Genomic DNA, 26,341 nt, shown 5'->3' on the forward strand with positions numbered 1-26,341 from the left:
TTCGCCGCTAATCCGCCAACTGCAGCAGTTGACGGGTATAGTCGGCGGCGGGCGCCGCGAAAATCGCCCGGCAGTCTCCCTGTTCAACCACTTCTCCCTGTCGCAGCACGATGACCTGGTGGCATAGCGAACGCACCACCTGCAGGTCATGGCTGATGAACAGATAAGCCAGCCGGTGACGTTGCTGCAGCGATTTCAGCAGCGCCAGGATCTGCGCCTGCACCGATTTATCCAGCGAAGAGGTCGGCTCGTCGAGGATCAGCAGCTGCGGCTGCAGGATCAGCGCGCGCGCGATGGCGATACGCTGGCGCTGCCCGCCGGAAAACTCGGTGGGATAGCGATGGCGCAGCTGCGGATCCAGGCCGACCTCCTGCAACACCTCGATCACGCGCTGTTCCCGCTGCTCGGCGCTAAGCTGCTGGTGCACTTCCAGCCCCTCGGCGATGATTTGCTGCACGTTCAGGCGCGGGTTCAGGGCGGAATAGGGATCCTGGAAGACGATTTGCATCCGGCTGCGGTAGGGCAGCATCTGCTTCATCGTGAGCGGATGCAGCGGTTCGCCGTCGAACCAGATGGCGCCCTGCGAGGCCAACAGGCGCAGCAGCGCCAGCCCGGTGGTGCTTTTGCCCGAGCCGGATTCCCCCACCAGCCCCACGCTTTCCCCGGCCCGCAGCTCGAAACTCAATGATTTCAATGCATAGTGATAATCCACCGTGCGGCGCAGCAGGCCGCGGCGAATGGGGAAGCGCACCTGCAGGTTCTCCACCTTGAGCAGCGGCCGCTCGTCGCCGGGGCGCCCGTTGGCCGCGGCAGGCAACGGCAGCGGTTCACCGACGTCTTCGGCGGCCAGCAGCTGCTGCGTGTAAGGATGCTGCGGCCGGCTGAACAGCCGCGCGCGGGCGTTTTGCTCCACGCAGCGCCCCTGACGCATCACCGCCACGTTGTCCGCCAGGCGGCGCACGATATTCAGATTATGGGTGATAAACAGCAGCCCCATGTCCATCTCTCGTTTCAATTCTTGCAGCAGCGTCAGGATCTGCGCCTGGATAGTGACGTCGAGCGCGGTGGTGGGTTCGTCGGCGATCAGAAGTTTCGGTCGAGTCAACACCGCCATGGCGATCATCACCCGCTGGCGTTCACCGCCGGACAGCTGATGCGGATAGTCCTGCAGCCGGCTTTTGGCCTGGCGGATGCCGACGCGCTCCAGGCATTCGACGATCTCTGCGCGCGCGGCATCGCGCCGCAGGCCGCGGTGCAGCATCAGCACTTCCGCCAGCTGTTTTTCGATGGTGTGCAGCGGGTTAAGCGACACCATCGGCTCCTGAAAGATCATCGCGATCTGATTGCCGCGCACCTTGCGCAGCGCCGCTTCCGGCGCATGCAGCAACGAGTCGCCGTTGAACAGGATATCGCCGGCAGGGTAAACCACCGGCGGCGCGGGCAGCAGGCGCAGTATCGACAGGGCGGTGACGCTTTTGCCGGAGCCGGATTCCCCCACCAGCGCCAGCGTTTCCGCCGGCGCGATTTGCAGCGAGAGTTCGTTGACCACCGGCGTAACGGTGTCGCCCTGGCGAAAGGCGATGCTGAGATCCTGAATAGTGAGCAAAGGAGTGGCCATATCAATGCGCCTTGCTGGGGTCAAAGGCGTCGCGTACCGCTTCGCCGATAAAGATTAATAACGACAGCAGCACCGCCAAGACCAGGAAGGCGGTGATGCCGAGCCACGGCGCCTGCAGATTGTTTTTGCCTTGCAGCAGCAGCTCGCCGAGCGACGGCGAACCGATCGGCAGACCGAAACCGAGGAAATCGAGCGACGTCAGGGTGGTGATCGAGCCGCACAGGATAAACGGCAGGAAGGTCAGCGTCGCCACCATGGCGTTGGGCAGCATATGGCGGGACATGATAACGCGATCCGGCACGCCCATGGCGCGCGCGGCGCGGATGTAGTCAAAATTGCGGGTGCGCAGAAATTCGGCGCGCACCACCCCCACCAGGCTCATCCAGCCGAACAGGATGGTGATGCCGAGCAGCCACCAGAAATTGGGCTGGACGATGCTCGACAGCAGAATGATCAGAAACAGCGTCGGCATGCCCGACCACACTTCGATAAAGCGCTGCCCCCACAGATCGAAACGCCCGCCGTAATACCCCTGGGTCGCGCCGACGCACACGCCGATCAGGCTGGAAAACAGCGTCAATGCCAGGCCGAACAGCATCGAGATGCGAAAACCGTACAGCACACGAGCGAGCACGTCGCCGCCGTTGCTGTCGGTGCCGAGCAGGTTGTGGCGCGAAGGCGGCGAGGGGAAGGGCACCTCGGTGGCGAAGTTGATGGTGTCGTAGCTGAAGCGGATCGGCGCCCAAACCGCCCAGCCGTGCCGTTCGATCTGCCGCTGTACGAACGGATCCTGATAGTCGGCTTCGGTGTTCAGCTCGCCGCCGAAGGCGGTTTCGCTGTAGTTAATCATAAACGGCAGGTACAACCGGCCTTCATAACGCACCAACAGCGGTTTGTTATTGGCGATCAGATCGGCGGCCAGGCTCAGGGTGAACAGCACCAAGAAGATCCACAGCGACCAGTAGCCGCGGCGGTTGCGGCGAAAACGCGCCCAGCGCGCCTGGTTGATCGGGCTAAGGCGGCTCATTGGCGGGCCTCGAAGTCAATGCGCGGATCGACCAGGGTGTAGGTGATATCGCTGAGGATATTCAACAGCAGGCCGATCAGGGTGAAGATATACAGCGTGCCGAACATCACCGGGTAGTCGCGCTGCAGCGTGGCGTCGTAGCCCAGCAGCCCCAGGCCGTTGAGCGAGAACATGACTTCTATCAGCAGCGAGCCGGTGAAGAACATGCTGATAAAGGTGGCCGGAAAACCGGCGATCACCAGCAGCATGGCGTTGCGGAATACGTGGCGGTACAGGATCTTTTTCTCATCCAGCCCCTTGGCGCGGGCGGTGGTGACGTACTGCTTGCGGATCTCGTCGAGGAACGAGTTTTTGGTCAGCATGGTCAGGGTGGCGAAGCCGCCGATCACCGTCGCCAGCACCGGCAACGTGATGTGCCACAGGTAGTCGGCGATCTTCGCCGGCCACGAGAGGGTGTCGAAGTTGCTGGAGACCAGGCCGCGCAGCGGGAACCAGTCGAGGTAGCTGCCGCCGGCGAACAGCACAATCATCAGGATGGCGAACAGGAAAGCCGGAATGGCGTAGCCGATGATGATCAGCGTGCTGCTCCAGGTATCGAACGCGCTGCCGTTGTAGACGGCCTTGCGGATGCCGAGCGGGATCGACACCAGGTAGATGATCAGCGTGCTCCAAAGGCCCAGCGTGATGGAGACCGGCAGGCTTTGGCCGATCAGCTGCATCACCGAGGCGCCGCGAAACAGGCTGTCGCCGAAGTCAAAGCGCATATAGTTCCACAGCATGGTGAAGTAGCGCTCGTGCAGCGGTTTATCGAAGCCGTAACGTTGGGTGATCTCGGCGATCACCTCCGGATCCAGACCGCGCGAACCGCGGTATTGGCTGTCGCCTGCCGCGATGCCCGCTCGGGCATGGCCCAGGCCTTCGCTGACGCCGCCGCTGCCAAAACCGCTGCCATGCCCCAGCTCAATGGCGGCGATGGCCTGATCGACCGGGCCGCCGGGGGCAATTTGCACGATAAAAAAGTTGATGGTGATGATCGCCCACAGCGTGGGGATCACCAGTAACAGTCTGCGTATCAGATAGGCCGCCATTCCGACTCCTTATTGCCGTTGAGCCGGTAAACGCGCCGCCTTGTTGACGTCGTACCACCAGTTATCGAAGCCGATCGCATAGGCCGGGCGGATCGGCGGCGTGGAGAACTTGTCCCAATAGGCGTAACGATCGTGGTTGGAGTACCACATCGGCAGCATGTAGTTGTTCCAGGTCAGCACCCGATCCAGCGCGCGGCCGAGCGGCAACAGGGCCTTTTCGTCGCCCTGATGGGCGGCGATTTGCCTCACCAGGCTGTCGACCGCCGGATCTTTGACGCCGGCCGTGTTGTAGCTGGAATCGATGTACTGCGAATCCCACAGGATTTGCAGATCGGCGCTGGGGAACGGCATCGCCATATATACGGTCGACATCATGTCGAAATCGCGTTCACGCATGCGACGGGTGTACTGAGAGGCGTCAATTTCGCGAATTTGCATCTCGATGCCCAGCCGCTGCAGGTTGTGGCGGAAGGGCAATACGTACTGGAAGTTGCTGCCGCTCAGCAGCATCAGTTCGAAGGTGAACGGCTGGCCGGTTTTGGCGTTGACCAGCTTTTGATTTTTGACCACCCAACCGGCTTCTTTCAGCAATTGGGTCGCCTTCAGCAGGTTTTGCCGATCGTTGCCGCTGCCGTCGGAGGAGGGGGGCTGGTAGATGCTGGTAAACACCTCCGGCGGTATCTGGCCTTTGAGCGGCGCCAGCAAGGCCAGTTCGGCGGCGTCCGGGTAGCCGCGGGCGGCGTAGGCGGTGTTTTGGAAATAGCTGTCGGCGCGCTGATAGGCGTTGTAATACAGCGCCTTGTTCATCCAGTTGAAGTCGAAAGCCAGGCCGATCGCTTCCCGTACCCGACGATCGGCGAACAGCGGTTTTTGCAGGTTGAACGCCAGCCAGCGGGTATTCTGCGCCGCCTGATTGGTCTCATCCTGCTTGATGATGTAGTTGCGCGCGAAGTTGCCGCCCTGATACTGGGTGGCCCAGCTTTTGGGTGACGGCTCGATGCGGAAATCGTAAGCGCCGGCCTTGAAAGCTTCCAGCGATACTTTATCGTCCAGGTAATAATCGTAGCGAATGCTGTCGAAGTTGTAGCGGCCGCGGTTCACCGGCAGGTTGGCGGCCCAGTAGTCGCGCACTCGCTGGTAGGTGATGTACTGGCCGAGGCGGTAATCGGCGATTTTATACGGGCCGCTGGCGAGCGGCGGGGTGCTGAGCGGTTCGTTGAGCTTATGGTTTTTCCAGAAGCTTTCCGGCAATACGCGCAGGCTGAGCAGGCTGAGGATTTGCTCACGGTTGGCTTTAGGCAGCTCGATGCGTACCGTCAGCCGGGAAATGGCCTTGACCGTAACGCCTTTGTAATAGGAACGAAACTGCGGTACGCCTTCGGTCATGAATTTATTGAAGGTGAAGGCCACGTCGGCGGCGGTGATCGGGCTGCCGTCCTGGAAGCGGGCGCGGGCGTTGATATCCAACTCCATCCAGCGCATGTCGGCCGGGAAACGGGCCGATTCGGCAATCAGCGGATAATAGCTGCCGGGTTCGTCGTCGGAGTTGGTGAACAGCGTATCGTACAGCTCCATCGTACGTTCGCCGGGCACGCCACGGGTAGCGAAGCGGTTGAAGTTGTCGTAGGTGCCGATGGCCGCCAGCCGCACGTCGCCGCCTTTGGGTGCCGCCGGGTTGACGTAGTCGAAATGGCTGAAGTCGGTGGCGTATTTCGGTTCACCGAGAAGGGCGAAAGCGTAGCTTTCGTTGAGGGCTTCGGCCCGCAGACCGAAACTCAGTGCCGAGAGCACCAGAGCAGCGAAAATGCGCACGGACATCAGACGGTAAGCTCCTGCTGTGGAATAAAGTACAACCTGCGCCCAGCATAACATTCTTCGGGCGGGCGCAGGGTAAAGATGCTTAAAGACTAACTATTTATTTGCCTGATAATCAAAGACCTGATGAGCATTGCAGTAAGCGACGAAATTGTCGATGCTCAGCGGCTTGCTGAAGTAGTAGCCCTGCATGAAGTTAACGCCGTGTTCTTGCAGGAACTGCATCTGCTCGGCGGTTTCCACGCCCTCGGCCACCGTCAGCATTTTCAGCTTTTTCGCTAGCGAGATCACCGCATCCAGCACCGGCGCGGTGACCGTGTCCTGGCCGATGGTGTTGACGAAGCCACGGTCGATCTTCAGGTAATCCATGGTGAAGCGCTCAAGATAGATCAACGCGCTGTGCCCGGTGCCAAAATCGTCCACCGCGATCTCGATGCCCTGTTTGTGCAGCCAGTCAAACTCCGCCAGCGCACTCTCTTCTTCCACCATGCCGCGCTCGGTGATTTCAAACACCAGCGTAAAGTAATCGCCCGGCAGCTGCGTCAACAGTTCATACACGTCCTGGTGGAACGACGGCGCGCTCAGGTGGGCGGGGGAGATGTTGAGCCCGACCTTGCCTCCCCGCGGCAGCGCTTTGGCGAGCTGCGGCGCATCTTCGGCGATCAGCCTGAACAGGTGGCGGGTGAGCGGCACGATCAGCCCGTTGCTTTCGGCGTAGGGGATAAAGACGTCGGGCGGGATGCGGCCTTCGATCGGATGCTGCCAGCGGATCAGCGCTTCCAGCCCGCCGATGCTGTTGCTGTCGGTATGGAACACCGGCTGGTATTCGATAAAGAACTCGTTGCGCTTGATGCCGCGCAGCAGTGCGCGTTCCGGGCTTTGCCGCAGCAGCAGCATGTAATAGCAGAGTACGCCGATCATCAATGACAGCACCAGGCTGCCCAGCAGCGTCAGGCGAATGTCGTTGGGGGTCAGTTTCTCGTTGTAGAACAGGATGGTCAGCGGCAGATTGGGCAGCGTCAGTTTATCCGCCTTGCCCTTCGGCAACTGATCGACCGGCATCAGGTTCGGGCTGAAGGTGGTCAGCGCGCGGTTGCCCATCACGATGGCGATGCCCGGCGCCTGTTCGTCGTGCGAGGTGAACAGCAGATAGGGCATCAGATCGATGTCCAGCGTAGCGAGGATGCCGGTGGCCTTTTCGTCGGGATGCCGCAGCCAAACTGCAACCGCCGGTTTGTTCGGCACGATCGGCGTGCCCTGCTGCAGCTTGAGATCCAGGGGCAGATTCCAGTCGATATCCTGGTAGAGATTTTTCATCGGCAACATCATGTCGCCGGTGGCGGAAGAGCAATAGGCGTAGCCGTCTTTCACCAACAGGAAGGTGCGCACGCCACTGGTAAAGGCCGCTTGGTAGGTAATGTCCGACTGGCTTGAGAGGCAAGGCTTGGCCAGCAGCGGCATCATTTGCTGCATCACCGTCTTCAGGTGCGAGATATAACCCAGCGTGAACTTTTGCGTGCGCGCTTCGACCTTATGTTGATATTGCGTGCGCTGGTGGTTAATCAAAGAAAGCGTGACCGCGGTGAAGAGCGTAAAAAATACCAGGGCGGCGACGCCGCTTTTAGCCAGGCTGCGCTGTCGGTGAGACACGCTGCGGGCAAAAGCTCTTTTCAAGCCCATAACCGAGTCCTCTGCAACAGGGCGTCAGGGGTGTCGCGCAGCCATTTAATGGATTGTGCCAACGGCTTTTTTTTCATTTTTGCCTTTTTATCCCGTACCAACCGGCGGCGTTGTTTAAATATGCGGCGTCGCCGACAGAAATATAATGCGCCTATTTTAAGCGGAAACGTTTTAAATAACGCCGGGGCGCCGTTGCCGTCATCTGACGATAATAGGCGAGTTTTTCCTCGATGGCGCGATTTCCTGCCAACAGTTTATCAAAATAATGGCGTGCGGCAGCGTTAAGCGGAGAAAGATGGCGATAAGGCAGGGAGCAATCTTGATGATATCTGTTAGACAACCAAAAAAAACGCCGCCCGTAGGCGGCGCTTATCGCTCGTTTGGTATTCAGGATCTTCAAGGCATTGCGCCGTTAACCGTTGGTCAACACCCGGCGCGCTTCTCGATAACGTTTATTCCAATAGTTATCGGTCAGCTTGGAAATCATGACCCCACTGCTGGTGGAGGCGTGAACGAACTGATCGTTGCCTAAATAGATGCCGACATGGCGCCCGGTGGAACCTGCGCGGAACAGCACCAAATCGCCGACGCGCAGCTTGGTGCGCTGGATTTTCTTGCCGAGATCTTCCTGTTCATAGGTAGAACGCGGTAAATCCATGCCGAACTGTTCGCGGAAGGTGCGTTGAACAAACGCCGAGCAATCGATGCCGCGCTTGCTGTCACCGCCTAAACGGTAGCGAACGCCTTTCCAGTCCGCGTACTGATCCATAATCTTTGACTTGACGTCAACGTTGCGGACCATCGCTTCGAATTCATCCTGAGAGGCTTGCAGTAAAAGACCGTCTTTGTCATTAACTGCACGCATCTCAGTTTGTGCGTTATTCAAGTTCGAAGTGTGAGTCGAGCTGCATGCGGAGAGCATAACCGCAGCGGCAATTGCAGGGACTACCCGCAAAAAATATCTCAGAAACGGTTGAGATTTGACCATTGTTGTTGTTTTCCCTTGAAGTCCTTAACGACGAAAGTCGCTACCTGAAAAATGCCAAACGAAACGAGCCTAGTCCGCACCTGTTGCATCGACAACCAGTTACCGTTGAAAACGTGCGAGAACGCACATTTTTATCGGATTCCATACTGATTCGACTTAAACCAGGCACAAACGCATCTGAGATTACCGGAACAAATAGGGGATTGCGAGCCTTTTTCCCGTCTTTTTTATATGAATTTGTGATGTAACATAATGTAAATCTTCATATAAAAAACGCCAATTGTCCGATGTATGAATCTGGCGTGAAATCAGGTTGCAAAAGCGTTAACGGGCGGTGACGATATTTTGCGCTCAGCGAAGGGATTAAGGCCGGTAGGCGAGCGCCTCCCGGCATGAGTCATAGACGCAAGTTATGGTTGGCCGGGGCGATGCTTGCCGGGCAACAGGCGATTCAACCGATCGACGATCCAGTCGCTGCAAGGCGTCATCAGCACCCAGCTGGCGCCAACCAGCACCACGGACAGCGAGCCGACGGCAATATCGGTAAACCAGTGGGCGCCAATCATCACGCGTGGCAATGAGAAGAGCAGCGTAATCAGCAGGGCGACGGCGAAGGCGCGGCGGCCGAAATAGCGCAGCATAAAGCAGGAAAAAATAATCAGCATCATGCCGTGGTCGCCGGGGAAGCTGTCGCTGGAAGCGTCCTTGGTGGGGATGCCGGTCAGCTCGCTGACGCGATAGATATTGTCGAAGGTCAGGGTGGGGCTCGGATGCTTCACCGGCAGCAGGTGGCCAAGCTGGTTCAGCACCACGGCGGTCAGCAGCATCACCACGCCGGTGATCACCAGGCGGCGGCGGCCGGCGGCGTCCTGCTTCAGGTAGAAGTACAAATACAGCAGGCCCATGGCGAGCAGCGAAATCACGTCAAACGCGCGGTTGTTGGTGATGGCGACCAGGTGCAAAAACGCCGGGTCGGTGGCCAGATGGCGGTTAAAGAAGAAAAAGATCGCCGAGTCCAGGGTAAACCAGCCGCCGTGATTGGCCGGCAGGAACCAGGACAGGAACAGCGCAACGCCCAGTAAGTTGAAGAGGATAATGAGGGGTAAATTGCGGCGTGTCATGACATAACCTGTTGGCAAAATGAAAACGAAATAAAACCCGGCCGCCCTGCGGCAACCGGGGGGCAACGGTACGGGGTCTAACTTAAACGAATCTTAAACAAGGCGGATTGCAGGGCGTTCCAATCGGCATTTTCGCTGTGGATAAGCTCAATTCGGCTGTCGAGCGGCGCGACCGGGCGGGTTTCGATGTTGAGATCCTGTCCCTGACGATTGATCAGCAATGTGCCTTCGGGGATGCGCACCGCGCCTTTGGCGCGTTCTACCGGCGCGAGTCGCACCCATTCCATAAAGCCGACGGTGTCGAATTGGGTGTCGCCGTCAAAAATCCAGCCGCAGCTGGTGAAGCCTTGCCCCTCGTTCAACGCTCGCCGCCAGCGGGCGTGCTCCGGCAGCCGCAGCGCCGCCAGCCCCTGCGTTTTCGCCTGACCATGATGATGCTGCGCGTCCGGCAATTCTGTACGATTCGTGCGCGGAAGTGACAACAGCGCGACATCCGCTTCGCCTTGCGCGATGGCATAACAGGGCCGCCGCAGCGGATCTTGCGCCCTCCAGGCCTCCAGCGCCCGCCTGTCTTCCGGCTGATAGGTATCGCTTTTGCTGGCCAAAATAACGTCGGCCGCGGCCAGCTGATCGCGGAAGTTTTCGTTGTCGCGGTAGCGGGGCTGGCTGAGCTGGCGGGCATCCAGCAGGCACAGGGTGGCCTGCAGATCGATCCAGCCGGCATAGCTCTCCTGGGTCAGCAGCGACAGAATTTGTTTCGGATGCCCGAGCCCGGTCGGCTCGATCAGCAGCCGATCCGGTTTGGCCTGCTGTAACAGCATATTCAAGCCCACCTGCATCGGCAGGCCGTTGACGCAGCACATGCAGCCACCGGGGATCTCTTTGAGCACCGCGCCGCTGTCTGCCAGCAGCGCGCCGTCGATGCCGATCTCGCCGAATTCATTGACCAATACCGCCCAGCGCTCATGTTCGGGCTTATGAGCCAGCAAATGGCGGATAGTGGTGGTTTTACCGCTGCCGAGGAAACCGGTAATCAAATTGGTTTTGGTCATTAATAATTCCTGGAGCAAAAATTAACCTGCTTAATAAATGAGTTACGCAGCCTTATCGGTGAAAACGCCGCGATTTAATTTGTGCTCTATCTCGCAAATTTTGCACGTCACCATGCGCTTTTCAACCGACAAAATCCACCGTTCATAACAAGAAAATTCTTAGATAAAACCCTGTATTAGATGCGGTTAACTTTTGTTAGTAGCTTGTTTTTACATTGTTAATGACACGATTAACGATCAAATCTCGTCCCTTTCCTTGCGATTATTCCTAACAAGATCCTCTATGGTTAAATTGGCTTAACTAAAAATGAGGTTGCCATGAATACCTTTCGGTTATTTTTGATCGTAGGAATGTTGTTTTCATGGACGGCAGTGAGTCATGCAGGAGTGGCCGGCGGGGTAATTCGCTTCGTCGGTTCTATCGTTGAAAGTCCTTGCACGGTCAATATTGCAGATTCTAAGGCGAATACGCAATGTTACCGCAACGGCCAGCGTTATCAGGCCCAGCAAGCGTTGTCAGGTTTTGATACTACACGCAAAGAACTTCCGCTAAATCTAGGCACAACCGAAATGAAGTGGGTAGACCAACAGAAGAAACTCGCTGTTATGACGGTCGTTTATCGTTAAGTCGTTCCGCCATGCCGGCGTAACGTTACGCCGGCATGGTTATTCTCGGCCCTGCAGGCTTCTCACCGCAGCACCCACTCCTTCACCGTTTCACGCGCACCGCGATCGCGCAGCGACAAATAGGCTTGCGTCACCGCGTCGGCAAACGCCACATGCGTTGCCAGCGATTCGCCGAACACCGATTTCAGCGCCAGCAGCGCCGTTACGCGCCGCCGATCGTCCGGCGTAGCGGCGATAGTCTGTTGCAGCACGTCTGCCAGCGGATCGCGAATGTCGATCGGCTGACCGGCGTCATCGACGCCGCCGACGTAACGCATCCAGCCCGCCACGCCCAGCGCCAGCCCGCTATAGTCGCCGCCGTGCCGCAGATGCCAGCGCACCGCGTCCAGCATGCGCTGCGGCAGCTTCTGCGAACCGTCCATGGCGATCTGCCAGGTGAGGTGTTGCAGCGCCGGGTTGCTGAAGCGCGCGATAAGCTGTGCGGCGTAGTCGGTCAGACTGATGCCGGTAACGCTCAGGGTGGGCGCCTGTTCGTCCAGCATCAACCGCAGGGCGGCGCGACGGTAGTGTTCATCCGCCATGCACTCGTTGATATAGCGGTAGCCACCCAGGTAGCCGAGGTAAGCCAGGAACGAGTGGCTGCCGTTCAGCATGCGCAGTTTCATGTGCTCAAACGGCAGCACATCGCTGACCAGCTGGGCGCCGGCCAGCTCCCACGCCGGGCGTCCGGCGGCGAAGTTGTCTTCCACCACCCATTGAATAAAGGGCTCGCAGGCGATGGCGCAGTCGTCGCGCACACCGCCCAGCGCGGCGGCAATCTCATCCAGCGTGGCCGGCGTGGCGGCCGGCACGATGCGATCCACCATGGTGCAGGGGAAGGTGGCGGCGGTGGCGATCCAATCGGCGAGCGACGGATCCCGCGCCTGCGCCAGATCGAGCACCGCCCGGCGCAGCACGTGGCCGTTCTCCGGAATATTGTCGCAGGAGAGCAGGGAGAAGGCGGGCAGGCCGCGTTCGCGCCGCAGCCGCAGCGCCTCCACCAAAATGCCGGGCACGGTCTGCGGCTGATGCGGCGTCGCCAGATCGGCGACGATCCCCGGATGCTGCCGATCCAATCGCCCGCTGCCGGGCTCGATGCAGTAGCCTTTTTCGGTGATGGTCATCGAGACGATCGCCACCTGCGGCTCGGCCAGTTTCTCCAGCACCGCGGCGATGCCCTCCAGCTTGCGGTGCAGGCTCTCATGTACCGCGCCGATCACGATGGCCTGATGGCCGTCCGCGCCTTTCTCCAGCACGCTGTACAGATGATCCTGTTGCCGCAGCGCCTCAAACAGCGGCACGCCGCCGGACAGGCTGATCTCGCAGATGCCCCAGTCGCCGCCGTGGGCGTTCAGCACCCGATCGGTCAGCAGCGCCTGATGCGCGCGGTGGAACGCGCCGAAGCCAAGGTGCACGATGCGGCTGCGCAGAGCCCGGCGGTCATAGCCCGGCTGCCGGACGGCGCCCGGCAATGGGGTGTTGGCGATCGTTTTCATCTCATCTCCAAAGCGTGTAAGACAGCTGGCGGGCCAGTTGCGCCAAGTTAGCAGACCAGTTTTCTGCCACATCGGCAGGGGGGCGCCGGCGATAAAAAACTGCGACCAGTGTAAGGATGTCGGCCAGCTAAAGGAATTGGTCAGTCCAAAATAAGCCAGAATCGTGAAGTGGATCAACCAATGAGGGGTTCGGTTTTGACAGCGCAGGGCGAAAGAGTAAGTTAAAGGTAGCTGACATCTAAATTAAACTGGTATAACAGCATCGCGGTGCGAGACAGGCATAAGGACAAAACATGGAACAAACATGGCGTTGGTATGGCCCGAACGATCCGGTCTCTTTGGACGACGTGCGTCAGGCCGGGGCGACCGGGGTGGTGACGGCGCTGCATCATATCGCGAACGGCGACGTCTGGCCGATCGATGAGATCCGCGCGCGACAGGCGCTGTTGGCGGAAAAGGGGCTGGTGTGGTCGGTGGTGGAGAGCGTGCCGGTGCATGAGGAGATCAAAACCCACAGCGGCGACTGGCGGCGGTACATCGCCAATTATCAACAGTCGCTGCGTAACCTGGCGACCTGCGGCATCGACACCGTCTGCTACAACTTCATGCCGATCCTCGACTGGACGCGCACCGATCTGGCCTATCCGCTGCCGGACGGTTCCAAAGCGCTGCGCTTCGATCAGATCGCCTTCGCCGCGTTCGAGCTGCATATCCTGCAGCGCGCCGGCGCCGAGGCCGACTATACGCCGCAAGAGCGCAGTCAGGCGGCGGCCTATTTCGCCGCCATGAGCGAGGAGGAAAAAAACCGGCTGACCGGCAACATCATCGCCGGGCTGCCGGGGGCGGAAGAGGGCTACACGCTGGAACAGTTCCGCCGCCGGTTGGCGGAGTACGACGGCATCGACAAGGCGCGGCTGCGCGAGAACATGGCGGTCTTTCTGCGCGCCATCGTGCCGGTGGCGGAAGAGGTCGGCATCCGGCTGGCGGTGCACCCCGACGATCCGCCGCGGCCGATCCTCGGCCTGCCGCGCATCGTCTCCACGATTGAAGACATGCAGTGGCTGAAGCAGACCGTCGACAGCATCTATAACGGCTTCACCCTATGCACCGGTTCCTACGGCGTGCGCGCCGACAACGATCTGGTGCGGATGATTGAAACCTTTGGCGATCGCATTCACTTTACCCACCTGCGCGCCACCTGCCGCGAGGAGAACCCGAAAAGCTTCCACGAAGGGGCGCACCTGCAGGGCGATGTGGACATGGTGGCGGTGATCGAAGCGATCCTGACCGAAGAGTTGCGTCGGCAGCGGGCGGGCGATCGGCGGCCGATCCCGATGCGCCCCGATCATGGGCATCAGATGCTGGACGACTTGAAAAAGAAAACCAATCCGGGCTATTCGGCCATCGGGCGGTTGAAAGGGCTGGCGGAGCTGCGCGGCGTCGAGCTGGCGCTCAAGCGGCGTTTTTTCCCGGAGTTGCCGTAGCGGAAAATGAAACGGGGCCGCGTTCCGGCCCCGCTGGCGTCGACTAGTCGGCGCGGCTCATGTAGCGGCGTTCGGCGATATGAATGCGAATTTTGTCGCCGGCGCTGAGGTATTCCGGCACGTGGATCACCAGGCCGGTCGCCATGGTGGCCGGTTTGTTGCGGGCGCTGGCGGAAGCGCCTTTGATGCCCGGCGCGGTCTCGACGATTTCCATATCCACGGTCTGCGGCAGCTCCAGCGCCAGCACCTGGCCGTCCAGCGTCAGCACCTGCATGCCCGGCAGGCCGCCTTCCGGAATGAACAGCAGCTCGTCTTCGATCTGGTCTTTCTTGAAGATGTACGGGGTGTAGTCTTCGTCATCCATGAACACGTATTCTTCGCCGTCGATATAGGAGAAGTTCACCTTGCGGCGCGACAGGGAAATGGTGTCCAGGATATCGTCGCCCTTGAAGCGTTCTTCCACTTTCAGGCCGGTGCGCACGTCGGAGAAGCGCATTTTGTACAGGGTGCTGGCGCCGCGGGCGCTTGGGCTCTGCACGTCGATATCTTTTACCAGCAGCAGCTTGCCGTTGTAGCTGATCGCCATGCCGCGCTTAATTTCGTTAGCTCTTGCCATTTCAATTCATCCGCAATGAAGAGTATTAGAGAAGTTGCGACAAGGTACTCGCGCCGCCGATTTCAGGCAATAGCCCGGCGTAAAAACAGTGCGGGAAAGGGAGGGCGATCGCCCTCCCGTCGGGGATTAGCGGAAGACCGGCAGCAGGCCGAACAGCGAAAGAATATGCGCGGCGGCGTTGATCAGGCCGAACAGGATAACGAACAGGATCACGCCGTTGCCGCCCGGTGCACGGTAACCGGCCTGCGGGTGGTGGCGGCGGCTGGCGCGCGCCATCAGCGCCGGCACGATCACCGCCCAGACGGTGGCCGCCAGCCCGGCGAAACCGATGGCGTACAGGAAACCGTTCGGGAACAGCAGCGCGGCCAGGGTCGGCGGCACAAAGGTCACCAGCGCGGTCTTGCTGCGTCCGACGGCGTCGTCCTTGAACTTGCAGAAGTCTGCCAGGTAGTCGAACAGGCCCAGCGACACGCCGAGGAACGAGCTGGCCAGCGCCATATAGGAGAAGGCGTTCAGCAGTTGGCTGACGGTCTGGCTGCTGGAGACGTTGCCCATTTGCTTGAGCAGGCTGCCGATGTTGCCGCCCTCGGCGATCACTTGCTTAAAGGCGTCGCGCGCGATATTGCCCTGGATCACGTACTGCCAAAGGATGTAGATAGCCAATGCCAGCAGGGTGCCGTACACCAGGCTGCGCACCACGGAGCCGCTGTCCTTATGGTAATACTTCACCAGCCCGGGAATGTTGCCGTGGTAGCCGAACGAGGTCAGCAGGTAAGGCAGCGCCGCTAGGGCGTAAGGCAGATAGCTGGCCTGGTCATCGCCGGTGTTGAACAGCACCGCGGGCTGCACGTGGGTGAACATGTCGCCCACCGACATCACGAAGGTGATCACCATACCGCCGATCAGAATGGTGCTCAGGCGGTCGACCGCGCGGGTGGAGAGCCAGACGATAAACGCCACGACCAGCGCGAACACCAGGCCGGCGGTGGTCTGGCCGACGCCGACGATGCCCTCCAGCGTGTGGGCGATGATCGAGCCGCCGGCGGAGATATAGGCATAGGTCAGGATGTACAGCACGAACGCCACCGACAGGCCGTTCACGGCGTTCCAGCCTTTGCCCAGCAGATCCTTGACCATGGTATTGAAGCTGGCGCCGCTCGGGTAGTGCAGCGTGGCTTCGAGGATCATCAGGCCGGAAAGCAACATGCAGGCCCAGGTATACACCAGCAGCGCGACGGAGCCGCTGAACCAGACACCGGAAGTGACGATCGGAATGGAAAACATGCCGGCGCCAACGGCGGTTCCGGCAATGATCATCGCGCCGCCGAGGACGGAAGGGCGGGCCAGCTTCTGGATGGTGTCCGTAGACATGCGTGCTCCTGGGGGATGGGTTCTTTTGTACTAGCTCAATGGTACATGGGCGCATGGCGCATGTAAAGCGTGGTAATTGCACGTTTCATGCGTTTTTGTCTTTAAATCAAGGTTTGTTGGGCGTTTTTTCGCCATAGGAGGCAGCCGGCCGGCGCAGGGCGATGAGTGTAAAGATCGCCGGGGCGCAGGGATTCTGCTGGCGGCCGCCGCGCGCGGCTGCTATTGTCGCGCTTCTTTTCCCCAGCCCACCAGGAGTAGCGCTGATGGACTGTCGCAGCGACTGCGGCGCCTGCTGTATCGCGCCGTCAATATCCAGCCCGATCCCCGGCATGCCGAACGGCAAGCCCGCCAATACCCGCTGCATTCATCTGGATGAACGGCTGCGCTGTGGCCTGTTTCATTCGCCGCTGCGGCCGAAGGTGTGCGGCAGCCTGCAGCCGAGCCGCGACATGTGCCACGATCACCGCGATCAGGCGCTGATTTATCTCGCCAGGCTGGAAGCGGACACCGCGCCTTAAGCTTCCCTCAACGTCCACAGACACAGCGTCGCGCCTGCCGCCATCGCCAGCGCGGCGTAAAACACCGCATGGTAATTCCAGATTTCCGCCACTGCACCGGCGATGGCGCCGGCGATGACCCAGCCTACCCGAATGGTGTTGGTGAATAGCGTGGTGGCCGTGCCGGCCTGACCGGGCATCAAATCCTGAAAGTAGAGCATGCCGATGCCCGCCAGCACGCCGATAAACGCCGCATTCAGCAGCTGCAGGGCAATCAGCGGCCAACTGCCGGTGATAAACAGCAGGCCGCAATAGAACAGCACGCCGGCGACCACCGCCCCGCGCATCAAACAACGCTTGCCGCAGCGTTTCGCCACCATGCCGGCGAGCAGCATGATTGGGATCTCCAGCCCGGCGGCGGCACCCATCAATATCCCGGCCAGCCGCTCCGGCAGCCGCAGCTCGTGCACCACATACAGCGGCATGTTGATCAGGTACATGCTGTTGGCGGTCCACATCAGGGTGCAGGCGACGAACAGCAGCAGCGAATCGCGGCGATGCTGCCGCGGTGCGGCCAGGGGCGCGTTCGTCGCCGCGGTTTTCGGCATCGAAGGCAGCCGCTTCCACACCAGCAGGCCGCACAGCACAAAGGCCGCCGCGCCCGCCAGATACATGACCTTAAAGCCGAAGCCCAGCGCCAGCGCGAAGGCGATCGGCGGGCCAATGACCCAGGCAAGGGAAACCTGGGCGCGCATGATGGAGGTGAACATCACCGCCTCGCGTCCGGTGCGATCGGCATGCTCGCGCGCCAGCGCAAACATCTGCGGATTGGCGGTGGAGCCGAAGCTGGTGAGCAGCACGCCGACGAGCAGCAGCAGGTAATAGTTGCGGCTCCAGGCGAACAGCGTGAACCCCAGCGCACCCAGCATGCAGCAAAGGAAGATCAGTGATTTGCGGTCGCCTTGTTTATCCGAACGGCCGGCGAGAAACTGGCTGACCAGAATGCCGATCACCGCGCTGCCGGTAAAGAACAGCCCGACCAGCGCCGGCCGTACCTTGACCTCGGTTTCCAGAAACAGGCTCAGCGTCGGGGTTTGCAACGCGCCGGCGATGCCGGTCAGAAACGCCACCGCCAAAAAGGCCAGCGAAGTGAGATCGGGCGCGCGTCGCGTTACTGCGGATGAAGTCGGCATGGCGGTTGATAATTCGTCGAAAAAGGGAGGTCGCGCGCATCATACGCCCGTTGAAATGAAACGCAAACCGCTCCCTTGCGACGAAGGGTAAGCGGATATGTCGCGCGGCGACGAGGAAAAAAGGGGCGCGTTACGCGCCCCAGTTTATCGCGGGTTATCGCGGGATCAGGCGCCTTGCGGCACCGCGTGCGCGGTATTTTTCAATACCGGCCCCCGATACTTCTCGATCTGCAGCTGCGCCATCTGCCCGCAGTTGCCCTGCGCCAGGCTGGAAGAGCCGATGTCGAAGGTCAGGCAGTTGACGTTGCCGTTCTTGCACAGCGAGCCAGGCTGCGCCGGATCGGCCGGATCGAACCAGGCGCCTTCGCTGATGCGCACCACGCCCGGCCGCACGTCTTCGCTGACCACCGCGCCCACCAGGATCTGGCCGCGATCGTTGAACGCCCGCACCAGATCGCCGCCGCTGATGCCGCGCGGCTGCGCGTCCTGCGGGTGGATCAGGATCGCTTCACGATCCGCTACCGCGTATTTCTCGCGCAGCGGCGTGTTGTCGAGCTGAGAGTGCAGCCGGTTGGTCGGGTGCGCGGTATTGAGCGACAGCGGATACTTGGCCGCTTCCGGCCCGCGATACCACTCGTGCGGCGGCATCCAGGTCGGGATGCCGGGGCAATCCTCGTAATGCATTTTGGCGATGGCGTCGGAGTAGATCTCGATCTTGCCCGACGGCGTGCCCAGCGGGTTCAGCAGCGGGTTGTCGCGATAATCGGCAAAGCGCACCCACTGCTTGTTGGCCTCCGGCACCGGGAAGCGCACGTAGTTGTTGGATTGCCAGAACATGTCGAACGGCGGCAGCGCCACCCGGGCGGCGCGCGCCTGGTTCTTCATGTCGTCGTACATGCCTTTCAGCCACTGGGTTTCGTCCTTGCCCTCGGTAAAGGCCTCCTGCACGCCCAGCCTGGCCGCCATCGCCGAGAAGATGTCGAAGTCGCTGCGCGACTCGTGCTGCGGCGGCACGCATTGGTGCATCGGGAACACGTAGAGCTGCGAATAGTCGCCGCCCATTTCCAGATCGTTGCGCTCGTAGCTGGTGGTGGCCGGCAGCACGATGTCGGCATGCTTGGCGGTGGCGGTCCAGTAAGGCTCGTTGACCACGATGGTGTCCGGCCGCTGCCAGGCTTTGACCAGGTTATTGGTGTCCTGATGCTGGTGGAAGGTGTTGCCGCCCGCCACATACACCATTTTCACCTCGGGGTAGGTGACCTTGGCGCCGTTGAAGTCGATGGTTTTGCCCGGGTTGCTCAGGCATTCGGCGATGCGCGCCACCGGGATCGGCGCCGGCGAGTTCTTCGGCGCGTTGCCGGCGGAGATGCCGGCGATGATGCCGCCTTTGGCGGTCGGGCTGCCGCCGGAGGAATAGTGGTAGCTGAAGCCGAAGCCGCCGCCCGGCAGGCCGATCTGGCCGAGCATCGCCGCCACCGTCACCAGCAGCCAGTGCTGCTGTTCGCCGTGGTGCTGGCGCTGAATGCCCCAGCCGCCCATGATCATGGTGCGGTGTTTCGCCATCTCGCGCGCCAGTTGGCGCAGCGTGTCGGCATCGACGCCGCTGATGTCGGCCGCCCATTCGGCGGTTTTCGCTACGCCGTCGCTCTCGCCCAGCAGGTAGGCCTGGAACTTGTCGAAGCCGACGGTGTAGGTTTTCAGGAAGTCCGGGTTATGCAGCTTCTCGGTCAGCAGCGTGTGGGCGATGCCGATCAGCATGGCGCCGTCGGTATAAGGGCGCGGGGCGATCCACTGCGCATTGACGAACTTGGCGCTGTCGCTGTGCACCGGATCGATGCTGATCACCCGGGTGCCTTTCTTCTTCAGCGCCTCGAAGCCGGTCTGGCCGACGTGATCCGGCACGTTCCAGCTGTTTTTCAGCGTGACCATCGGGTTGCAGCCCCACAGGATCACCAGCTCGCTGTTCTCGATCACGTTCGGCCAGGCGGTCTGCTGTTCGTAGACCTCCATCGAACCGACCACGTGCGACATGATCACCTGCGCCGCGCCGGTGGAGTAGTCGCCGGCGTAGCCGAGGAAACCGCCGGTCAGGTTCATCAAGCGTTGCAGCAGCGTGCGGCTGTTGTGCAGCATGCCGACGCTTTTCCAGCCGTAGGAACCGGCGTAGATCGACTGCGGCCCGTGATCTTTTTGCAGGCGAGTGATCTCATTGCACACCAGCTCGGTCGCTTTGTCCCAGCTGACGCGCACCCACTCGTCGCGGCCGCGCAGCTCGGTGCGGCTGCCGGGGCCGCCCTCCAGCCAGCTTTTACGCACCATCGGGTATTTGATGCGGTTCTCGGCGTGCACCTGATAAGGCGCCATGGCGATCAGCTCATTCGGATACGGATCGTCCTGCACCGGCTGCACGCCGACCATCTTGCCGTCCTGCACGATGGCCTCGAACGCGCCCCAGTGGGCGCCGGTTAGAATGCCTTTCTGCGCCTGACGCAAGGCGATGAACTGCGGCAGCGCTTCGCTGATGGCCTGCGCCAGCGCCGCTTTGGGCCATAAGCCCGCCAGCAGAGGGGCGGCGGCCAGAGCGGCGGCTCCGGTCAGGAAGCGGCGGCGGCTCATGGTTAACGGTTGTTGGTTGCTCATTGCGCTTCTCCCTTAAAGCTTGGCCGGTGCGGCAGGTGGCATGTCGCTGGCGTGTTTTTGTACGTATTGCGTCAGCACGCGCAGCTGTTCCTGCGTCAGCGAGGTGCGCGGCGCCATGCCTTTGATGACGCCAATCCATTGGTTGGCGTTGAAGCGATCGAGCGCGGTCAGCCCGTGGCAGCCGGTGCAGTTGGCCGACATCATGTCCGCGGCGTAGCGCCAGATTTTTTGCTGATCGTCAATCAACTGTTTACGCGGCAGCCACACCTGCAGAGAAACCTGATGCCAGACCAGGCCGGTTTCCGCATCGGTCTGGGTGGAGGCGGTCTTCAGCTGTTGGCGCGCGTCTTCACCCAGCAGCACGCTGAGGATGCGTTTGCCCTGCGCGGCGTAGAACACTTCGCTGACCCCGTCCTGCTGCCAGCCGCTCACGGTGGCCAGTACCTTATCGCCATCCTGTTTCACCACCTGCACTTCGGTGGAAGGCATCAGGTTGCCGGCGTTATGGCTGTCGTCCGCGCTGAGGAAGAACGGTTCGGTGGCGATGGTGTAGAGGGTGGTGGCGTCCGGTGCGGTCAACGCCGCGGCCTTCGCCAGCTCGGCGGCGCCGGCCTGGGTTTCGCCGCTCATGTCCGGCAGGATGTGGGCCACGCCCTTATGGCAATCGATGCAGGTCTCGCCCTGTTTGATCGCCACCGGGTGCTGCAGGCGCGCCTCAGGGCGCTGGGCGGTAATGTCCATGGCGTCGTAGCTGTGGCAGGAGCGGCAGGTGGCCGAGTCGTTCTCTTTCAGCGTTTTCCAGACCGACTGCGCCATCGCCAGCTTGTGCGCTTCGTATTTTTCCGGCGTATCGATGGTGCCGACCATTTCGCCGTAAATGTCTTTCACCGCGCGGATTTTGGTCCACAGGTAATCGATCGGCTGGTGCGGCACGTGGCAGTCGGCGCACTCGGCGCGGATGCCCTTGGTGTTCTGGAAGTGAACGCTGCCCTGATATTCGGCCAGCGGTTGTTGCATGGTGTGGCAGGAAACGCAGAAGGCGGTATCGCTGGTTTTATGGAATACGGTGGCGGTCCCGGCCAACAGCGCCGCGCCGAGGATAATCCCCAGCAGCAAAAGCCATAGCCATCCCCACCGGCGCTTTTTTTCAAAGCCAGTCAGTTTTTTGCTCATGGTAAACCCGCTTATAATTATGAATTTAAAATAAAATCTTGCCAAAAGGCCGCCGACCGGAGGTCAGAATGCCACGTCGATTGCAGGGGTAATATAGAAGAGGGTTAACCCCATAGGGTTATCCGTAGTCAAAAAAAGGGCATATATCGCAAAAAATAGCGTTATATTCTGGTGTATATAGCGATGAGTTCGAGCGGCAGGGGAAGCGAACGCAGGACGCGTTCGCGATGGCTCAGGCCGTGGGCAAATAGGGCTGGCCACTCAGCCATAGCCGGATGGCGGTGCGGCTGGCTTCGAAATGCGGTTCCGGCAGGGCGTCGGGCGCGCACCAGCGCCACTCGGCGCACTTTTCGGGTTCTTTCAACTCGGCGCTGCCGCCGGGGTGATCCACCTGCAGGCAGACAGACACCGTGTGTTTGCCTTCGGCGCGCCAGGTTTGCAGATTGTTGCTGACGCCCACGAAGCGCGGCGGATCGATGAGCAGCCCGGTCTCTTCGGCGATTTCGCGCCGGGCGCACTGCTCGAAGGTTTCACCGGCCTCCAGATGCCCACCGGGGATCGACCAAAAGGGCGCGTGGGAACCGCAGCGCTTGCCCAACAAAATCTCGCCCTGCGGGTTGACGATGATCACCCCGACGCCGGTCACTACGTTCATGCTTTTCTCCGTCAGCAAAGTTTCAGCACAGTATGTCATTTTGCCCCGGCGCTGACCAATGCGCCGGCGAAAGTGTGCGTAAGCTCAAAAATCTGCAATGGCAAAAGGGAGAAAGCTTGCTTTCGCCTTGCGCTGCTCACACACTCCTTGAAACGTTTCAGCGTTATCCGGCCGCTTGTGGCGAGCGGGTAACGCTCCTTTTTCTCAATGAAGCTGAAACGATTCAATTCAGCAGGAGAGGAGAATCATGTTCCAGTTGTCACCGCAAGACATTCATCTGGGCGCCGCTGCCGCCGATAAGCAGGAGGCCATCCGCCAGGTGGCCGCCGCCCTGACCGAAGCCGGCTGCGTCAGCGCCGGTTACGTGGACGGCATGCTGCAGCGCGAACTGCAGACGTCCACCTATCTGGGCAACGGCATCGCCATTCCGCACGGCACCACCGATACCCGCGATCTGGTGCTGAAAACCGGCGTGCAGGTGTTCCAGTTCCCGCAGGGCATCGCCTGGGGCGAAGGCCAGACCGCCTATGTGGCGATCGGCATCGCCGCCCGTTCCGACGAGCATTTGGCGCTGCTGCGCCAGCTTACTCACGTGCTGAGCGATGACGGCGTGGCGGAGCGGCTGGCGAAAACCACCTCCGCGGAAGAGCTGCGCGGCCTGCTGATGGGCGAGCAGCAGAGCGCCGAATTCCAGTTCGACGTTTCGCTGATTGCGCTCGACGTCGCGGCCGACAGCCTGATGACGCTGCAGGCGCTGAACGCCGGCCGGCTGCAAAAGGCCGGCGCGGTCAACGCGCAGTTCGTCAGCGATGCCATTACCCGCAAGCCGCTGAACCTGGGGCAGGGCATCTGGCTGAGCGACAGCGTTGAAGGCAACCTGGCCAGCGCGGCCACCGTCAGCCGCCCGGCGCAGGCTTTCGTGGAAGACGGCGAGCCGGTGGCGCTGCTGCTGACGGTGTCGGTCGCCGACGCGCAGCCGCTGACGGTGCTCAACTACCTCAGCGATCTGCTGCTGGCCAACAAAGCTGAACGCCTGCTGAAGGCGGATGCCGCCGGGGTGCTGGCGCTGCTGACCAGCGAAGTGGCCGAGGAGAGCAGCGTACTGAGCGCCGAGTTCGTGATCCGCAACGAGCACGGCCTGCACGCACGGCCGGGCACGGCGCTGGTCAACGTGATCAAAAGTTTCAACAGTGACATCACCGTCACCAACCTGGACGGCAGCGGCAAGCCGGCCAACGGGCGCAGCCTGATGAAGGTGGTGGCGCTGGGCGTGAAAAAAGGGCATCACCTGCGCTTTACCGCCAATGGAGAAGATGCTGAAGCCGCGCTGAAGGCGATCGGCGAAGCGATTAATGAAGGACTGGGCGAGGGCGCAGCATGAGCAGAAGAGTAGCAACGATCACCCTGAACCCGGCGTACGATCTGGTGGGGTTTTGTCCGCAGATCGAACGCGGGGAAGTCAACCGGGTAAAAACCGCCGGCCTGCACGCCGCCGGTAAGGGCATCAACGTCGCCAAGGTGTTGAAGGATTTGGGCATCGACGTCACCGTCGGCGGCTTCCTGGGCAAAGACAATCAGGACGGTTTCCAGCTGCTGTTCAGCGATCTGGGGATCGCCAACCGCTTCCAGGTAGTGCCGGGCCGCACCCGCATCAACGTCAAGCTGACGGAAAAAGACGGCGAAGTCACCGATTTCAATTTCTCCGGTTTTGAAGTGACGCCGCAGGACTGGGATCGCTTCGTCAGCGACTCGCTGAGCTGGCTGGGCCAGTTTGACATGGTGGCGGTGAGCGGCAGCCTGCCGGCCGGCGTCGATCCCGATGCCTTTACCGACTGGATGACCCAGCTGCGCGCCAAATGCCCGTGCATCATTTTCGACAGCAGCCGCGAAGCGCTGGTCGCAGGGTTGAAGGCCTCGCCGTGGCTGGTGAAGCCGAACCGCCGCGAGCTGGAGATCTGGGCCGGCCGCCCGCTGCCGGCGCTCGCGGACGTGGTCGAGGCCGCGCATGCGCTGCGCGAGCAGGGCATCGCCCACGTGGTGATCTCCCTCGGCGCTGAAGGCGCGCTGTGGGTTAACGCCTCCGGCGCCTGGATCGCCAAACCGCCGTCCTGTGAGGTGGTCAGCACCGTGGGCGCCGGTGATTCGATGGTCGGCGGCCTGATTTACGGCCTGCTGATGCGCGAATCCAGCGAACACACCTTGCGTCTGGCCACGGCGGTAGCGGCGCTGGCGGTCAGCCAGAGCAACGTCGGCGTGACCGATCGTCCCCAGTTGGCCGCGATGATGGCGCGCGTCGATCTGAAACCTTTCAATCAATAGCAGGAGGCAGAATGAAAACGCTGCTGATGGTAGACAGTTCGCTGGGGCAGGCCCGTGGCCACCTGGCGAAACGCATGCTGGAGGCCGCCGCGGCCAAAACCGGCCTGACGCTGGTCGAGTCGCTGCAGGACGCCGAACTGGTGGCGGTGGCGGGGCAGTCGGCCCCGGCTGACGCCGGGCTGAACGGCAAATTGGTGTATGTGGGCGACGTAGAACAGGCGGTGCGTGAACCGGACGCTTTTCTGGCGCGCGCCAAGGCCGAAGCTGAAACCTATCAGGCGCCGCAGGCGGCGGCGGTGAAAGCCGCCGGGCAAAAACGCATCGTGGCGATCACCGCTTGCCCAACCGGCGTGGCGCACACCTTTATGGCGGCCGAAGCCATTGAAAGCGAAGCGAAGAAACGCGGCTGGTGGGTGAAGGTGGAAACGCGCGGCTCCGTCGGCGCCGGCAACGCCATCACCCCGGAAGAGGTGGCGGCGGCGGATCTGGTGATCGTCGCGGCGGACATCGAGGTGGATCTGGATAAATTCGCCGGTAAGCCGATGTACCGCACCTCCACCGGCCTGGCGCTGAAGAAAACCGCCCAGGAGCTGGACAAGGCGCTGGCCGAGGCCGAGGTGTTCCAGCCGCAGCAGCGCGGTAGCGCGGCGCCGGCGGGTAAAAAGAAAGAGGGTAACGGCCCGTATCGCCACCTGCTGACCGGCGTGTCCTACATGCTGCCGATGGTGGTAGCCGGTGGCCTGTGCATCGCGCTGTCGTTCGTGTTCGGCATCAAGGCGTTTGAAGTCAAAGGCACGTTGGCGGCGGCGCTGATGCAGATCGGCGGTGGCTCCGCCTTTGCGCTGATGGTGCCGGTATTGGCCGGTTTCATCGCCTTCTCCATCGCGGATCGCCCTGGTCTGACGCCGGGCCTGATCGGCGGCATGCTGGCCGTGAGCACCGGCGCCGGGTTCCTCGGCGGCATCATCGCCGGTTTCCTGGCGGGTTACGTCGCCAAGGCGATCAGCAGCAAGCTGCGCCTGCCGCAGAGCATGGAAGCGCTGAAGCCAATCTTGATCATTCCGCTGGTGGCCAGCCTGATCACCGGTCTTATCATGATTTACGTGATCGGCACGCCGGTGGCGAAAATCATGGAAGGCCTGACCCATTGGCTGCAGTCGCTGGGCACCGCCAACGCCGTGCTGCTGGGGGCGATCCTCGGCGGCATGATGTGTACCGACATGGGCGGCCCGGTGAACAAAGCGGCCTACGCCTTCGGCGTGGCGCTGCTCAGTTCCTCGGTGTATGCGCCGATGGCGGCGATCATGGCCGCCGGTATGGTGCCGCCGCTGGCGATGGGGCTGGCGACGCTGCTGGCGCGCCGCAAGTTCCCGAAATCCGAACAGGAAGGCGGCAAGGCGGCGCTGGTGCTGGGGCTGTGCTTCATCACCGAAGGGGCGATTCCATTCGCCGCCCGCGACCCGATGCGCGTGCTGCCGTGCTGCATTGCCGGCGGGGCGCTGACCGGCGCGCTGTCGATGGCGTTCGGCGCCAAGTTGATGGCACCGCACGGCGGGCTGTTCGTGCTGCTGATCCCGGGCGCGATTTCGCCGGTGTTGCTGTACCTGGTGGCGATCGCCGCCGGTACGCTGTTGGCGGGTGTGGCTTATGCCCTGCTGAAACGTGCTGAAGTGCCGGCGGCCAGCGTGGCGTAACGGCGTCCAGCCATAAAAAATCTATGGTCACCCCCGTTTTTGCAACACCGATTTTGATCTATGATGGGCTTGCGTAAATCTATTCGGCGTCTGGTGAACGATACCCTGTTCGCGCCACGATGAGTTTCGCGCCTGTTGAACCTGAAAA

General features: G+C 61.3%; 22 protein-coding genes. 6 read left to right on the forward strand and 16 right to left on the reverse strand.

The genetic code is table 11. The features are described from left to right. Positions 1-7 precede the first annotated feature (7 nt). From yejF to REA38_RS01930, 9 genes are all read right to left on the reverse strand, one after another. Positions 8-1,618, reverse strand: coding sequence for a microcin C ABC transporter ATP-binding protein YejF (gene yejF, locus REA38_RS01890; protein ID WP_049234605.1), 1,611 nt, complete (start codon positions 1,616-1,618; stop codon positions 8-10). A 1-nt stretch (position 1,619) separates the two neighbouring features. After that, entirely contained in the window at positions 1,620-2,645 is a 1,026-nt protein-coding gene (locus REA38_RS01895; protein WP_049234607.1) for an ABC transporter permease, read from the reverse strand. Then, positions 2,642-3,733 carry a microcin C ABC transporter permease YejB gene (locus REA38_RS01900; RefSeq protein ID WP_060421895.1) on the reverse strand — a complete coding sequence of 364 codons (1,092 nt, stop codon included), beginning with the start codon at positions 3,731-3,733 and terminating at the stop codon, positions 2,642-2,644. The genes REA38_RS01895 and REA38_RS01900 overlap by 4 nt, the downstream gene beginning before the upstream one ends. 9 nt (positions 3,734-3,742) lie before the next feature. Further along, entirely contained in the window at positions 3,743-5,551 is a 1,809-nt protein-coding gene (locus REA38_RS01905) for an extracellular solute-binding protein (RefSeq protein ID WP_101427163.1), read from the reverse strand. Between the two features lie 93 nt (positions 5,552-5,644). Then, the gene (locus tag REA38_RS01910) at positions 5,645-7,228 is read right to left on the reverse strand and encodes a cyclic di-GMP phosphodiesterase (protein WP_039565063.1); all 1,584 of its coding nucleotides are present in this window, start codon (positions 7,226-7,228) and stop codon (positions 5,645-5,647) included. 151 nt (positions 7,229-7,379) lie between these two features. Then, on the reverse strand, positions 7,380-7,628 hold the full coding sequence (locus REA38_RS01915; protein ID WP_125460721.1) for a hypothetical protein: 249 nt from the start codon (positions 7,626-7,628) through the stop codon (positions 7,380-7,382). Positions 7,629-7,640: 12 nt separating this feature from the next. Further along, positions 7,641-8,216 (reverse strand): bifunctional murein DD-endopeptidase/murein LD-carboxypeptidase, encoded by a 576-nt coding sequence (gene mepS / locus REA38_RS01920; RefSeq protein WP_033635277.1) that lies wholly within the window; start codon positions 8,214-8,216, stop codon positions 7,641-7,643. Between the two features lie 410 nt (positions 8,217-8,626). Then, the gene (locus tag REA38_RS01925) at positions 8,627-9,337 is read right to left on the reverse strand and encodes a phosphatase PAP2 family protein (protein WP_043147725.1); all 711 of its coding nucleotides are present in this window, start codon (positions 9,335-9,337) and stop codon (positions 8,627-8,629) included. A gap of 77 nt (positions 9,338-9,414) precedes the next feature. Beyond that, positions 9,415-10,389, reverse strand: a complete 975-nt coding sequence (locus REA38_RS01930; RefSeq protein ID WP_033648007.1) for a GTP-binding protein — start codon at positions 10,387-10,389, stop codon at positions 9,415-9,417. Between the two features lie 318 nt (positions 10,390-10,707). On the opposite strand from REA38_RS01930, the gene REA38_RS01935 reads away from it, so the two are divergent. Next, a complete protein-coding gene (locus REA38_RS01935; protein WP_033635274.1) occupies positions 10,708-11,016 on the forward strand; it encodes a type 1 fimbrial protein in 309 nt (102 codons plus the stop codon). Between the two features lie 62 nt (positions 11,017-11,078). Here the strand turns inward: REA38_RS01935 and REA38_RS01940 are convergent, their stop codons facing one another. Beyond that, positions 11,079-12,551, reverse strand: coding sequence for a mannitol dehydrogenase family protein (locus REA38_RS01940; protein ID WP_101427162.1), 1,473 nt, complete (start codon positions 12,549-12,551; stop codon positions 11,079-11,081). A gap of 293 nt (positions 12,552-12,844) precedes the next feature. Between REA38_RS01940 and uxuA the strand changes: the two genes are divergently transcribed. Beyond that, entirely contained in the window at positions 12,845-14,035 is a 1,191-nt protein-coding gene (gene uxuA, locus REA38_RS01945; RefSeq protein WP_101427161.1) for a mannonate dehydratase, read from the forward strand. A gap of 43 nt (positions 14,036-14,078) precedes the next feature. On the opposite strand, the gene yeiP is transcribed toward uxuA, so the two are convergent. Next, a complete protein-coding gene (gene yeiP / locus REA38_RS01950; RefSeq protein ID WP_004935725.1) occupies positions 14,079-14,651 on the reverse strand; it encodes an elongation factor P-like protein YeiP in 573 nt (190 codons plus the stop codon). A gap of 126 nt (positions 14,652-14,777) precedes the next feature. Further along, the gene (gene mtr, locus REA38_RS01955; protein WP_039565074.1) at positions 14,778-16,022 is read right to left on the reverse strand and encodes a tryptophan permease; all 1,245 of its coding nucleotides are present in this window, start codon (positions 16,020-16,022) and stop codon (positions 14,778-14,780) included. Between the two features lie 263 nt (positions 16,023-16,285). Between mtr and REA38_RS01960 the strand changes: the two genes are divergently transcribed. After that, the gene (locus REA38_RS01960) at positions 16,286-16,540 is read left to right on the forward strand and encodes a YkgJ family cysteine cluster protein (protein WP_015378527.1); all 255 of its coding nucleotides are present in this window, start codon (positions 16,286-16,288) and stop codon (positions 16,538-16,540) included. On the opposite strand, the gene REA38_RS01965 is transcribed toward REA38_RS01960, so the two are convergent. From REA38_RS01965 to REA38_RS01980, 4 genes are all read right to left on the reverse strand, one after another. Continuing rightward, positions 16,537-17,712 carry a sugar efflux transporter gene (locus REA38_RS01965; RefSeq protein ID WP_060421883.1) on the reverse strand — a complete coding sequence of 392 codons (1,176 nt, stop codon included), beginning with the start codon at positions 17,710-17,712 and terminating at the stop codon, positions 16,537-16,539. The two genes, REA38_RS01960 and REA38_RS01965, sit on opposite strands and share 4 nt — an antisense overlap. A 165-nt stretch (positions 17,713-17,877) precedes the next feature. Continuing rightward, complete coding sequence (torA, locus tag REA38_RS01970) at positions 17,878-20,352, reverse strand: trimethylamine-N-oxide reductase TorA (protein WP_033648002.1); 2,475 nt, start codon at positions 20,350-20,352, stop codon at positions 17,878-17,880. A 12-nt stretch (positions 20,353-20,364) separates the two neighbouring features. Next, positions 20,365-21,525: a NapC/NirT family cytochrome c gene (locus REA38_RS01975; protein ID WP_033648001.1), complete on the reverse strand. Its 1,161-nt coding sequence runs from the start codon at positions 21,523-21,525 to the stop codon at positions 20,365-20,367. 232 nt (positions 21,526-21,757) lie between these two features. Next, entirely contained in the window at positions 21,758-22,180 is a 423-nt protein-coding gene (locus REA38_RS01980) for an NUDIX hydrolase (protein WP_033635266.1), read from the reverse strand. A 247-nt stretch (positions 22,181-22,427) separates the two neighbouring features. On the opposite strand from REA38_RS01980, the gene fruB reads away from it, so the two are divergent. Genes fruB through fruA form a run of 3 tightly spaced genes read left to right on the forward strand, consistent with a single transcriptional unit; the run spans position 22,428 to position 26,193 of the window. Further along, on the forward strand, positions 22,428-23,561 hold the full coding sequence (gene fruB, locus REA38_RS01985) for a fused PTS fructose transporter subunit IIA/HPr protein (protein WP_308884769.1): 1,134 nt from the start codon (positions 22,428-22,430) through the stop codon (positions 23,559-23,561). Next, entirely contained in the window at positions 23,558-24,499 is a 942-nt protein-coding gene (gene fruK / locus REA38_RS01990) for a 1-phosphofructokinase (RefSeq protein WP_004935702.1), read from the forward strand. The genes fruB and fruK overlap by 4 nt, the downstream gene beginning before the upstream one ends. 11 nt (positions 24,500-24,510) lie before the next feature. Then, the gene (gene fruA, locus REA38_RS01995) at positions 24,511-26,193 is read left to right on the forward strand and encodes a PTS fructose transporter subunit IIBC (protein WP_308884770.1); all 1,683 of its coding nucleotides are present in this window, start codon (positions 24,511-24,513) and stop codon (positions 26,191-26,193) included. Positions 26,194-26,341 lie beyond the last annotated feature (148 nt).

Source organism: Serratia sp. MF1(2023) (genome assembly GCF_030954545.1).
GTDB classification, from domain to species: domain Bacteria; phylum Pseudomonadota; class Gammaproteobacteria; order Enterobacterales; family Enterobacteriaceae; genus Serratia; species Serratia sarumanii.